Raw genomic sequence first — 12496 nt, 5'->3', positions numbered from 1 at the left:
AGCGTGCCCGCATGGCGGATCGTTACCCGACGTCGGTGCCGTACCGGCAGCGGACGGACGGCTACAACACGTACCGGATCCCTGCGGCGGTGGTGACGAAGGCGGGCACCGTGCTGGCGTTCGCGGAGGGGCGGCACGCCTCGGCCGGGGACTCCGGCCACATCGACGTCGTGCTCAGGCGCTCCACCGACGGCGGCAGGACGTGGGGCCCGCTGCAGGTGGTCGCCACGGAGCCGCGCCGGGGGACCGCGGGCAACCCCGCGCCCGTGGCGCTGGCCGACGGCCGGATCGTGCTGGTCTTCGTCAGGCAGGGGCCGCAGGCCACCGAGGACAAGATCCGGCGCGGCCAGGTGGCGGCGGCCGACGGGCGGCGGGTGTTCGTGCAGCTCAGCTCGGACGACGGGGTCACGTGGTCGGCGCCCCGCGAGATCACCGGCAGCGTGAAGCGCTCCGAGTGGCGCTGGTACGCCACCGCTCCCGGGCACGCCGTCGCGCTGCGCAGCGGGCGGATCGTGGTGCCCGCCAACCACTCGCTGCCGCCCGCCGGGCCCGACAACGGGACCGAGGGCAAGTACAACGGTGGCCACGGGCTGCTGAGCGACGACGGCGGCCAGACCTGGCGCATCGGGTACGTCGACGACAACCCGGACGGATACGTCAACGTCAACGAGACCACGGCCACCGAGCTGCCGGACGGCCGCCTCTACCTCAACACCCGCACCGAGTCCACCGCCCCCGGCACCAGGGCCGACGCCTACTCGGCCGACGGTGGCCAGACCCTCATGCTGCCCTTCCGGCCCCAGGCGGGGCTGGTGGGGCCGGTGGTGGAGGGCAGCACGCTGTGGTGCTCGTCGCCGGACGTGCTGCTGTTCTCGGGGCCGGCCGCTCCGGACGCGCGGGCGCTGATGACCGTACGCGCCAGCGACGACCTGGGGGTGACCTGGCGGGTCGCGCACACGGTGTCGGGGCTGCCGGCGGCCTACTCCGACCTGGTCCGGGTGGACGGGGACACGGTGGGCCTGCTGTTCGAGACCGGCGACTTCGGCCCGTACGAGAGCATCGCCTTCCGCCGCCTCCCCATCGCCGAACTCGCCCCCTGATCCGACAAACGCTGACCCGTTACGCAGCGAGCGGGTTGGGCAGCCTGGTCCAGCTGTCGCCGGGCGGCGCGCCCTCCAGACGGGCGAGCAGGTGGGCCTTGACCGTGAGGCGCGGGCCGAACAGGGCCCGGCGGTCCTCGGCGCACGGGAACTCCGCGGCGCGCGCGGCCGCGGCCACGACGTCCCACAGCCGGGACTCGGCGGCCCGGTCGCCCTGGCAGAACAGCGCGATCAGGCTGCCGAACGTGGTGCCGACGAGCCCGCCGAAGAGCTTGGCGTGCAGCGCCCCGGGGTCGTCCGTGAGCAGCCGGGCGCTGACCGGCGGCACCTCGATCCCGTGGCGGGCGAGCCTGGCCGGGCTGATCCTGACGTCGGCCAGGTCGCGGTAGACCAGCCGGCGCGGGAGGCCGTCCGAGCCGAGCTCGACCAGCAGGTTCTGGCCGTGCGCCTCGAGCGCCACGCCGAGCCCCAGCAGGCCCAGGGCGTCCCTCCAGACCAGCCGGGCGAACGCGGCCAGCCAGGCCGCCGGGTCCCGCACGGTCGCGCGGGTGACGGCGCCGACGGGGATCGCGTTCCCGGTCGGCTCGCGGAGCATGGCCGACACGTCGGGGCTGTGCTCGCCGTTCACCTTCCCGGCGGCGCCGGCCAGGTAGCGGGCGATGCCGAGCCGCCCGCCCAGCCGGGCGGACAGGGTGGAGAGCAGGTCCGACAGGTGGACGCAGTCGCGTACCGAGCCGGGGGAGATGTCCCTGACGCCGGAGGTCATCCGGGTGCTGAACGCCGTCTTGACGTGCGGGCCGCCGTCCAGAGGGGCGAGGGTCCGTACGGACATCAGCGGGCGGGCCGGGACGGCGCCCGTGACGTGCGGACGCAGGCCCAGGGCGGGCAGCACGTGGGCGCTCTGCCAGGGGTGCACGGGGAGCAGGAGCCGGTCGCCGTTCATGAGCGTGGCCGGCCACGGGCCCGAGACCAGGCAGTCCGCGGCGGGCAGCGCGAGCAGGTCCAGGTGGACGACGGCGTGGTGCTCCGGCATGTAGGCGAGCTGTTCCGCCACGGAGACGCCCGGGCGGCTGCGGCAGCCCGGGTGGTAGGGATGGCCGTCCACCACGCTCTGCTCGTACTCCTCGGGGGTGGCCGGGACGCGGGCGGGCTCCGCGCGGGACAGCGCCAGCGAGGCCACGCCGTTGTCCAGGTCCTCGACCAGCCCGGCGGTGCCGGGCAGGCCGAGGGCGGCGAGCAGTTCGGCGGGGTGGGTGTGGGGGTGGCCGTCCAGCCAGAGCGCCGGCTCGCCCCCGAGGTCGTACGGCTGCCGCGCCCGCCCGGTGAGCACGCGGCCGTCCGCCAGTTCGACGCGGGCCTGTCCCCGCGTGGGCAGGAGCCCGGGGAGCGGTTCGTGGAGAAGGCCGCGCCAGAGGCGGCCCAGTACGGCGGCCCGCGCGTCCGGGAGGGCCGCCATGTACGCCGCCGAGAGGTCCGGGCGCACCAGGGAAAGGTCGGCCGCGAATTCCGCCTCCCAACGCCTCATAATTCCCACCATTTCCAGAAAACCCACCCAGTGGCTACCCTGTTGGCACCAATACGGACAAAGGGTAGGGATAAGGTCGCCATGGCACCTACCGACGGCCTTCTCCCTCTCCCGCGAGAGGCACAGACAGACGCCGCGAACCTCGCGACGACGGCACTGCTCAACTGCCTGATCCGCGAAGTGGCCCGGCCCGCCGGCGCCGGCGCCTTCCTGCTGCCCGCGACCGGCCGGCTGCTGCGCGTCGCCGGCGGGCGGTTCCCGGACCGGGCCGAGCGGCGCACCCCCGACGGCTGGCGCCCGCTCTCCCTGGACGACCTGGTCGCGCTGACGGCCGCCGAACTGCGTGCGGGGACCGGGGCCGGCAACGACACGCTGGCCGCCGAGATCGCGCACAGCCGGGACGTCATGGCCGCCCTGCTGGCCGCCAGGCGGGCCGCGACGCCGCCCGCGGACCTCTACCTGCGTTCCGAACAGGCCCTCGTCGCCGGCCATCGCTACCACCCCGCGCCCAAGGCCCGCGGCGGGGCCGGTCCCGGGGCCTGGCTCCCGTACTCGCCGGAGGCGTACGCGAGCTTCGCGCTGCCGCTGTTCGGCGTGCCGGCCGGGCAGCTGGTGGAGGCGGGGGAGGCGGGCGCGCTCGACCGGCTGGGGCCGCCTCCCGGCGACGGCCTGGCCCTGCTGCCCGCGCACCCCTGGCAGGTGGCGCTGCTGGGCGGCCCGCCGCTTCGCCACGTGGGCGTCACCGGGGTTCGCGCCTCGCCGACCTCGTCGATCCGTACGGTGTACCTCCCCGAGCTGGACCTGTTCTGCAAGTTCAGCCTGGACGTGCGGATCACGAACGACCTCCGGCGGCTGTGGCTGCGCGACCTGAACCGGCTGGCCGTGGTCGCCGAGGTCGTCGGACAGGCGTTCGACGACCTGCCCGACCACGTGGCCCGGCCCGCCGTGCTGCGCGACCGCGGCTACCGCAGCGCCGAGCTGGACGGGGACGGCGGGGAGGCGCTGGCGGTGATCGTCCGCGACGGGCTGCGCGAACACGTGCGCCCGGGGCTGACCGTGCTGCTCGCGGCGGGGATCAGCGAGGGCTTCCCCGGCAACCCGCTCGACGGGCTGGGCGAGGAGCTGGCGCTCGTGTGGTGGGAGCGGTACCTGGACCACGTGGTGCCCCCGCTCCTGCACGCCTACTTCCACCATGGCGTCGTGCTGGAGTGCCACCTGCAGAACGTGCTGATCGCGGTCGACGAGCGCGGGCTTCCCGCGCAGGCCCTCTTCCGCGACCACGAGGGGGTCAAGCTCGTCGCGGAGCGGCACCCGTCGCTGAAGGGCGTCGGGAGTGCGCGGGCGTGGGAGCGGCTGGTGTACTGCCTGGTGACCAACAACCTCTGCGAGATCGCGGGGGCCGTCGCCGAGCGCCATCCGGGGCTGCGGGAGGAGCTGTGGGCACGGGCCAGGACGGTGTTCACGGGGTGCGGCAAGGATCACGGGGATCCGGACGAGCTGCGCGATCTGCTGGCCGCCACCCACATCCCGGCCAAGGCCAACCTGCTCCTGCGCTGGCTGAACGCCGGGGGCGGCGACATGCGGGCCGTGCCCGTACCCAACCCTCTGGCTTTGGTGGAAGACGCATAGCGGGGTGGCCAGAGGGCGTCTGAGGGGGTGACGACTATCCCCTGGAGGTGATCGTGGACGTCGCGGACGAACAACGTTTCCGCGAGTTCGTCTCTGCGCGCTCCCCCGCACTCATGCGGCTCGGGTTCCTGCTCACCGGTGGTGACCAGCACGCGGCCGAGGACCTGGTGCAGGCTGCGCTGGCGAAGCTGGCGAGCCGGTGGCGGCGGGTGGAGGCGCCCGAGGCGTACGCCAAGCAGATCATGTACCGCCAGCAGATCAGCTGGTGGCGGGCGAGCCGGCGGCGCGGCGAGGTCGTGCAGGCGGCGCCGCCCGAGCTGGCGGACCGGGACCTCAACCACCAGAGCGAGCTGCGCATGGTGTTGCGGTCGGCGCTGGCGCGGCTCACGGCGCGGCAGCGCACCGTGCTGGTGCTGCGGTATTTCGAGGACCTGCCCGAGCGGGAGGTGGCCCGGGCGCTGGGCTGCTCCGTCGGAACGGTCAGGAGCACGGCGCACAGGTCGCTGGCCCGCCTGCGCGAGATCGCCCCCGAACTGGCCCGGGAACTGGAGGTGGCCCAATGACACGACTGCTCAGGGACACGTTGCAGGAGTGGGCCGACGAGACGAGGGTGCCGCACGACCTGGCGGACCGGGCGCTGCGGAGGCGCGCCTGGAAGCCCGCCGGCATGGCGGCGGTGGCCGTGGGGCTGGTGACGGCGGTCGCCGTGTTCGCCGTGGGCCTGCGCGGCACCGAGCCGGCCCTACGCGACCCGCAGGCCACCATGCACGCGGCCACCGGCGTCACGCTGCCCCCTCGCCCGTCGCCCGCGCCGACCGACGTGCGGACCGACACGGAGCACAGCCCGCCGGTGAAGCTGATCGCCGCGGGACGCATGGCCGTGTCCGCGTACTACACCACCAGGCTGGAGCGGGTCTCGGACGACGAGCAGCGGGTCAGGCGCACCTGGTCGCTGTACGACCCGCGGACCGAGGGCTACGAGGAGACCTCGTGGGCCTGGGTGGACGTGGCTCCGGGGCTGCAGGTGGCCGCCGTGCTGGAGGGGGAGCTGATCAGCAGGCGGCTGGGCATCCTCGACCTGAACACCCGGCAGATCCTCAAGTGGATCGACCTGGAACACCCGGTCGGGTCGGTCGCGTGGTCCCCCGACGGCACAAAGGTCCTGGCCACGGCGTACTCCAGCTATCCGGACGTCGAGCGGGGGAAGGGCGACCACGTGGACCCGACCGGGTACAGCCCCCGTACCGGCTACTACATCGTGGATGCCGAGGCGGGAACGGCCGCCTACCACGAGCTGCCGCCGATGGCCGACGCGATGCTCACCGACGACAAGATCTTCAACGGGAACGGCCGGCAGGATCTCGGCTGGAGCCTGGACGGCACGATGCTCTGGGCCCCCACCAGCACCACTCCGGACCGGGTCTTCTACACCCTCGACGGCGAAGAGGCGGAGTGGCCCAAGGGGGAGCGGTACGTGGACTACTCGGGCATCTCGGCGACCTCCCCGAACGGCCGCCTGGTCCTGGGCCCCGACGGCCTGCCGACCAAGATCACGGACGCGGGGACGGGCCAGGTCGTCGGACAGCAAAAGGTGCTGCAGCTGCACGCCTGGGCCGACGACGACAACGTCCTCGCCCTGGGGTGCGCCGGGTCGTGCCAGAGCGAGTTCAACAACGGGCTGGTCCTGGTGAGCGTGGACGGCCGGCGGACGACGCAGCTCAGCGCGAACCGCGACTCCGACAAGGACGGCTCCTGGCGATGGGTGCTCACTCCTAGGTAACTGGATCGATCGTTCTCAAATGTGCTAGCTTGGCACCCGTGGCGAGGAGCAAGGAGTTCGATCCCGAGGTCGCGTTGCAGAAGGCTCTGGAGCTGTTCTGGGAACGCGGATACGAGGCGACGTCGATGGCGGACCTCGTGGAGCACCTCGGGATCGCCAGGGCGAGCATCTACGGCACCTTCGGCGGCAAGCGCGAGCTCTACCTGAAGGCGCTGGAGCGCTACCTGGAGCAGCACAACGTGGTCGAGCGGCTGTCCCAGCCGGGGCCCGCGCTGCCCGCCGTCCGGGCCTTCCTCGACTCGTACGTCGCGGAGTGCCTGGCCGACGAGCTGCGGCGGGGCTGCATGGTCGTGAACACGGCGGTGGAGTTCGCCACGCGCGACGCCGCCGTGTCCCGCAAGGTGACGGAGAGCTGGGCGGGGCTGGAGGCCCTGCTCGCCGCCACCCTGGTCAGGGCGCGGGCGCAGGGCGAGATCCCGGCGGGCAAGGACCCGCACGCGCTGGCCAGGTTCCTGCTCGTGCTGCTGCAGGGCGTGAAGGTCCTCGGCCGGGCCGACCCCGATCCGCGCCGCCTGCGCGACGCGGTCGAGCAGGCCATGGTTGCCATCCAAATTTGAGAACGATTGGTATGGAATAGATGAATCGCTTTGAGGGCAAGGTCGCCCTGGTCACCGGCGCGAGCGGCGTCCTGGGACGGGCCGCGGCGCTGGCGTACGCGGGTGAGGGCGCTTCCGTGCTGGTCGCGGGGCGCGACACGGCCAGGCTGGCCGAGGTCGTGAAGGTGATCGAGGAGCGGGGCGGGCGGGCGAGCGCGTTCGCCGTGGACGTCACGCGGTCGGCCGAGGTCGCCGCCATGGTCGAGGCCGCGGTCTCCCGGTACGGGGGGCTCGACGTCGCGCTCAACGCGGCCGGCGTCTTCGGCATGCTCGCGCCGCTGGCCGACTACGACGAGGACGTCTGGGACACCGCGCTCGCGGTGAACCTCAAGGGCGTGTTCCTGTCGATGAAGCACGAGATCGCCCACATGCGCGCCCACGGCGGCGGGGTCATCGTCAACGTGGCCTCCAACCTGGGCGCGCACTGGCGGCTGCCCGGGGCCGCCGCGTACGCCGCCTCGAAGGCCGGGGTGAGCTTCCTGACCCGCACCGCCGCCCGCGACCACATCGCGGACGGCGTACGGATCAACGCCGTCAGCCCCGGCCCGATCGACTCGCCCATGGCGACGCGGCCCGGCGAGACCCGGGAGGAGCGGGACGAGCGCATGAGGGGCGCGCTGCCGATCGGCCGGGTCGCCACGCCGGAGGAGGTCGCCGCGGCGGCGCTGTGGCTGTCGTCGCCGGAGTCGAGCTTCGTCGTGGGCCAGGACCACGTGATCGACGGCGGCGCCACCGCCTAGACCGGGGTCACTCGGTGGTGTCGGCGTCGTCGTCGTGTGCCGCCGTGGCCAGGGTCTCGGGCCGCAGGACGTGGGACGCGCCGAGGATCTCCAGCCCCAGCAGCACGCCGTGCTCGTCCAGGTCGAGGATCACCTCGCCCGGCACCCCGTCGGCCTCGACCACGATCTGCCTGGCCGCCTCGCCCGGCCCGATGCGGTCCACGAGGTAGATGTAGGCGACGTCGTTCTCGTCGTCGTGTTCGATGCGCACGTCAACCCCGGTTCCTGTTCCGCCTGAAGGTGGTGACGATCTTAAAGGTGGAGTTGTTCCGGATCACGACGACGCCGTCCTTCCCCTCGTACTCGGACGTCCCCGGCGTCTTGCCGGGCTTCTTGGTGCCTTCGGACAGCGTCCGGTTGACGTCGGAGTCGCTGATGTCACGCTGTTCCTTGCGCTCTGCGGCGTGCCGCGTGTCGTACCCGCGACCGCCTCCGGTGCTGCGGCCCTTCTTGTTGTTGCGGCCCATGCTGGCCATGCCGTCCTGGACGGAACGGGGGCCGGTCGGCGCACCGTGGCCCGCGGGCCGGAGCGGGACGTTGCGTCCGCCTGCGCCGGCGAGTGCGGGGGTGCCTCCGGGGCCGCCGGGGCGGCGGAGGTTGTCCAGGACGCGGCGCATGGGTTCGGTGATGCGGCGGCGGATGATGGGGGCGATGACTTTGCCGGTGCCTTCGCCGCCTTCGTGGAGGATCTTGCCGACGGCTCTGCGGGCCATGAGGGTGCGGGCGGTGGCGTAGGTGACGCCGAACGCGCCGCCGAAGGCGAGGGCTTTGTAGACGGCGACGGTGGTGGAGATGGCCTGGGTGCCGGCGGCGACCTTGACCGCCGAGACGACGGAGGCGCCGGCGTCGAGGACGGCGGGGGCCAGTTTCATGGCGTTGCCGGCCTGGGCCAGGTGGCCGCCGCCGTCGCCGCCGGTTCTGGCCCAGTGAGCCTGGGCACTGGCGCCGCCCTCGCCGCGGTAGACCTGCTGCACCCCGCGCATCGAGGCGTCGGCACCGCTGGCGGCCGGCACGCTAGCGGCCTGGGCCAGCCGGGCCGCGTTGCCCTCTGCCCTTACGTCGTCCTCGTCGAGGTTCGGCCACGGACCCAGCATCGCCATCATCCCGGCGGCTTCTGGGGGGAGCACTACAGCCATGGGCGGCCTGAAGTCTCAAGTTCCGTCATGCCAGATGACCATAGCGGGACAGAAAAATCAGTACGGCTCGCCCCCTCACAAAGGGAGCGAGCCGTACGGACTTCTTCAGACCCGGCTGATGCGGACCGCGTCGGCGATGACGTAGCCCGTGCCCGAGGTCCAGCGGCTCACGCCGACGGCGTTGTACGTGCCGGCGCTGAGCGAGAAGGTGCCCAGGCTCTTCCAGGCCCCTCCGCCGGAGCGCTGGTCGACGTAGACGGTCTGGTTGCCGCCCGACGCCGCCACGATGAACGGCGCCGAGCTGTTGTACCCGGGATCGTCCGGATACCAGACCTCGACCCGGTACGTGCCCGCGCTCGGGATGGTCGCCGAGTACCACGCCGGATCGCTGGCGGCGACGGGGTCGGCGTAGCGGTAGTCCGCGCCGTAGCGCTGGCTGGAGTAGGTGGAGGTGCCCCAGTTCGCGCTGGCGGTGAACTGGCCGGAGGTGGTGTTGTCGATGGTCGTCGACCACGACGGGGTGCCGCCACCGGTCACGTAGTTCATGTACGTGGTCCAGTTCCAGTACGAGCCCGGGTCGGTGTGGGTCGCGCCCGGGACCTCGTTGTGCCCGATGATGTGGCTGCGGTCCTTCGGGATGCCGTACTTGTCGCAGATGGCCTTGGTCAGGGCCGCGGAAGCCCGGTACATCGCGTCGGTGAACCACGAGGCGTCGTTGACGTAGCCCTCGTGCTCGATGCCGATGGACCTGGTGTTGTAGGTCCAGTTGCCGGCGTGCCAGGCGATGTCCTTGTCACGCACCATCTGGGTGATGGCGCCGTTGGAGGACTTGACCACGTAGTGGGCGGAGACCTGCGCGGCGGAGTTCTGGAACCAGGAGATGGTGCCGGCGTACGAGCCCTGGGTGACGTGGATGATCACCCGGTCGATGGCGTAGGACGACGGGCGGCTGGAGGCGGTGTAGTTGCTGGAGCTGGCGGCCACCCAGGCGGCCGGCGGGTAGTCGGGGCTGGCCACTTCCGCCTGCGCGTTCAGCTGGCGGGCCTTGGCGAGCTCGCCCCGGTCGGCGGTGACCTCCTGGGGCTTGACCTGGACGCCGCGGATGTCGATGCCGAGGCCGAGCTGCTCGTACACGGCGTCGGCGTAGAGGCGGGCCAGCTCGGGCGAGGTGGCGTTGCCGTACTTGGCCACGGCCTGGTACCAGCGCCCGGCGTCCTTCCTGGCCGTCTCGTCGAGTCCCAGCCCGTCGGCGAGGGAACGCAGCACGGCCGCGCCGCCGAGGATGTTCGCCTCGTCGTCGGCCTTGAGCTTGTCGGCCGGGAGCTTGGTCAGCTCGGCGGCCTTCTCGAGCGAGTGGTTGGTCGGGTTGCTGACCAGGTGCATCACGCCGTATCCGCCGCTGGCGCTGGGCTCGCCCTTGTGGCCGTCGAGGTGGGTCTCGGCGTAGGCGAGCGCGACGAGCAGGTCGCGGGGGACGTCCTGAGCGGCGGCCGCCTTGGCGAACGCCGCTTGGAGCGGGCTGTCCTTGGCCACTGCCAGGGCGGGCTGGCCGGCGGCGATGAGGAGGACGGCGAGGATCGAGGTGGCGAGGGCCGCTAATCGCGTGCGGGCGAGAGTCATGGGGAGCTCCTCGTTGGTGGTAAGCGGCGCACCGTCGGCGCGCGGAACCCGCTACCTCCGGGGTGGACCGCTAGACGCGCCCACCGTATGGCACGCCTTGACATATGTCGATAATTGACATTACTCGCGTGTTAGGTGAAACTTTTCGCCCCTTTGACGGCGATCGTCCGGTGTCGAGGTCGTCCCCGGGGAAGAGGTATGAGTGCCGCTGCAAAGAGAGCGGGCGCGCCTGACGTGGTGCGTGTTTCTGCGCCCCGAGATTGGGCCCCACCGAAGCGGTGAAGACTATTGCACTTTCTTCTGAACGCGCTGAAACTTCTCTTCGTGATCGCGCTGCGTACCGCTCTCGCGGCCTTCGCCGTACTCGTCCACCTTGTGACCTCCACTTTCTCCGCCGCCGCGGCCGCCTGCACGCCTGACGCGGCCACCCCGAAACGCCAGCTCAGAGCCATGTGGATCTCCACGGTCGCGAACATCGACTGGCCCAGCGACACCGGGCTGAGCGCGGCGAAGCAGCAGGCCGAGTTCCGCGCGTGGCTGGACCTGGCCGTGCAGAAGCGGATGAACGCCGTGGTCGTGCAGATCAGGCCCACGGCCGACGCGTTCTGGCCGTCACCGTTCGAGCCGTGGTCGCAGTGGCTGAGCGGCACCCAGGGCATGAACCCCGGGTACGACCCGCTGGCCTTCATGGTCAACGAGGCGCACGCGCGCAACCTGGAGTTCCACGCCTGGTTCAACCCGTACCGGATCGCCAACCACGCCGATCCGAACAAGCTCGTGTCCACGCACCCGGCGCGGCAGCATCCCGACTGGCGCTTCGCCTACGGCGGGAAGCTCTACTACAACCCGGGCATCCCGGCGGTCCGCGCCTTCATCGAGGACGCGATCATGGACGCCGTCTCCAAGTACGACGTGGACGGCGTGCACCTCGACGACTACTTCTACCCCTATCCGGTGGACGGCCAGACCATCCCCGACTCGGGCACGTTCGCCCAGCACGGCGGCGGGTTCAGCAAGATCGCGGACTGGCGGCGCAACAACGTCAACCTGCTCGTGCAGGAGCTGGGCCAACGCATTCACACCGCCAAGCCGCACGTGGCGTTCGGGATCAGCCCGTTCGGCATCTGGCGCAACGCCGCGAGCGACCCGCTGGGCTCGCGCACGTCGGGGCTGGAGTCGTACGACGAGATCTACGCCGACAGCCGCAAATGGGTCAAGCAGGGCTGGGTGGACTACATCGCGCCCCAGATCTACTGGCACATCGGCTTCTCCGCCGCCGCCTACGAGGTGCTCACGGCCTGGTGGTCCGACCAGGTGCGGGGCACCGGCGTGCAGCTCGTCGTCGGCCAGGCCGCCTACCGCGCCGGAGCCTCCGGGCAGGACGCCGCCTGGCAGGACCCGGCGGAGCTGAGCGACCACCTGACCGACAACCGCCGGCATCCCGAGGTGGCCGGGGACATCTTCTTCAGCGCGAAGGACGTCAAGGCGGACCGGATCGGGTCGATCACCCGGGTGATGAACGCCCACTACACCAGGCCCGCGCTGCTGCCCGCCCGCGGCTCGGCGGCGGCGCCGCCCGCGCCCGCGATCACCTCGGCCACCCAGGGCTCGACCGGCGTCCAGCTCGCGTGGACGGGCTCGGGCACGTACTACGCGGTGTACCGGGTGAACGGGTTGCAGTCCACCGCGGACCCCTGCTCCTTCGCCGACGCCCGCAACCTGGTCACGACGACGCGGAAGACGTCCTTCACCGACCCGTCCGCCGCCTCCGGGGCGTTCACGTACTACGTGACCGCCCTCAACCGCACGCACCAGGAGAGCGCGCCCAGCGCGGGCAAGCCCGTGGGATCGTCCGGCGACGGGTTCAGCGTCGTGATCGACAACTCGGACCCCGGCTTCACCGCCAGCTCGAACTGGGGCACGTCCGCCTTCTCCGGGCAGCTGCACGGCGACGACTACCGCTTCGCCAACCCGGTCTCGGCCAGCGATCCCGCCTGGTACCAGACGACCATCCCCAGCGCCGGGACGTACCGGGTGGAGGTGTGGTATCCGGCCGACTCCGGCTACAACAGCGCGACGCCGTACATCGTCGCCGCCTCCGGCGGGAACCAGACGGTCACCGTGGACCAGCGCACCGGCGGCGGGCAGTGGCGGGTGCTGGGCACGTACACGCTGGCGGCGGGCACGTACAACGTGGTCGGGGTGAGCCGGTGGACCTCGGGGACGGGCTATGTCATCGCCGACGCCGTCCGCATCACCAAGATCTGACCC

At 71.9% G+C, this 12496-nt stretch carries 11 protein-coding genes; 7 read left to right on the top strand and 4 right to left on the bottom strand.

The window, feature by feature from the left end; translation table 11 throughout:
- The first annotated feature begins 11 nt into the window (after positions 1-11).
- Complete coding sequence (locus tag HD596_RS11585) at positions 12-1100, top strand: sialidase family protein (protein WP_185069262.1); 1089 nt, start codon at positions 12-14, stop codon at positions 1098-1100.
- Between the two features lie 19 nt (positions 1101-1119).
- Here HD596_RS11585 and HD596_RS11580 read toward each other — a convergent pair whose 3' ends face one another.
- Positions 1120-2625: an IucA/IucC family protein gene (locus HD596_RS11580; RefSeq protein ID WP_185069261.1), complete on the bottom strand. Its 1506-nt coding sequence runs from the start codon at positions 2623-2625 to the stop codon at positions 1120-1122.
- An 81-nt stretch (positions 2626-2706) separates the two neighbouring features.
- Here HD596_RS11580 and HD596_RS11575 point away from each other — a divergent pair, with 81 nt between their 5' ends.
- From HD596_RS11575 to HD596_RS11555, 5 genes are read left to right on the top strand one after another with little or no spacing between them, the layout of a single operon-like run.
- Positions 2707-4254 (top strand): IucA/IucC family C-terminal-domain containing protein, encoded by a 1548-nt coding sequence (locus HD596_RS11575; protein ID WP_185069260.1) that lies wholly within the window; start codon positions 2707-2709, stop codon positions 4252-4254.
- Positions 4255-4307: 53 nt separating this feature from the next.
- On the top strand, positions 4308-4817 hold the full coding sequence (locus HD596_RS11570) for a SigE family RNA polymerase sigma factor (protein WP_185069259.1): 510 nt from the start codon (positions 4308-4310) through the stop codon (positions 4815-4817).
- Entirely contained in the window at positions 4814-6034 is a 1221-nt protein-coding gene (locus HD596_RS11565) for a hypothetical protein (RefSeq protein ID WP_185069258.1), read from the top strand. The genes HD596_RS11570 and HD596_RS11565 overlap by 4 nt, the downstream gene beginning before the upstream one ends.
- A 38-nt stretch (positions 6035-6072) precedes the next feature.
- Positions 6073-6651, top strand: coding sequence for a TetR/AcrR family transcriptional regulator (locus tag HD596_RS11560; RefSeq protein WP_185069257.1), 579 nt, complete (start codon positions 6073-6075; stop codon positions 6649-6651).
- Positions 6652-6671: 20 nt separating this feature from the next.
- Positions 6672-7430, top strand: coding sequence for an SDR family NAD(P)-dependent oxidoreductase (locus HD596_RS11555; protein WP_185069256.1), 759 nt, complete (start codon positions 6672-6674; stop codon positions 7428-7430).
- A 7-nt stretch (positions 7431-7437) separates the two neighbouring features.
- Here the strand turns inward: HD596_RS11555 and HD596_RS11550 are convergent, their stop codons facing one another.
- The 3 genes from HD596_RS11550 to HD596_RS11540 form a co-directional block, all read right to left on the bottom strand.
- A complete protein-coding gene (locus tag HD596_RS11550) occupies positions 7438-7680 on the bottom strand; it encodes a DUF2283 domain-containing protein (RefSeq protein ID WP_185069255.1) in 243 nt (80 codons plus the stop codon).
- 1 nt (position 7681) lies between these two features.
- Positions 7682-8605 carry a DUF4258 domain-containing protein gene (locus HD596_RS11545; RefSeq protein WP_185069254.1) on the bottom strand — a complete coding sequence of 308 codons (924 nt, stop codon included), beginning with the start codon at positions 8603-8605 and terminating at the stop codon, positions 7682-7684.
- A 105-nt stretch (positions 8606-8710) separates the two neighbouring features.
- On the bottom strand, positions 8711-10225 hold the full coding sequence (locus HD596_RS11540; protein ID WP_185069253.1) for a golvesin C-terminal-like domain-containing protein: 1515 nt from the start codon (positions 10223-10225) through the stop codon (positions 8711-8713).
- A gap of 324 nt (positions 10226-10549) precedes the next feature.
- Here HD596_RS11540 and HD596_RS11535 point away from each other — a divergent pair, with 324 nt between their 5' ends.
- A complete protein-coding gene (locus HD596_RS11535) occupies positions 10550-12493 on the top strand; it encodes a family 10 glycosylhydrolase (RefSeq protein ID WP_313043635.1) in 1944 nt (647 codons plus the stop codon).
- Positions 12494-12496 lie beyond the last annotated feature (3 nt).

It is taken from the genome of Nonomuraea jabiensis (assembly GCF_014204795.1).
Lineage (GTDB): Bacteria > Actinomycetota > Actinomycetes > Streptosporangiales > Streptosporangiaceae > Nonomuraea > Nonomuraea jabiensis.
Note: the sequence above shows the minus strand (reverse complement) of the source record. Positions and strands in the feature narration are given on the sequence as shown.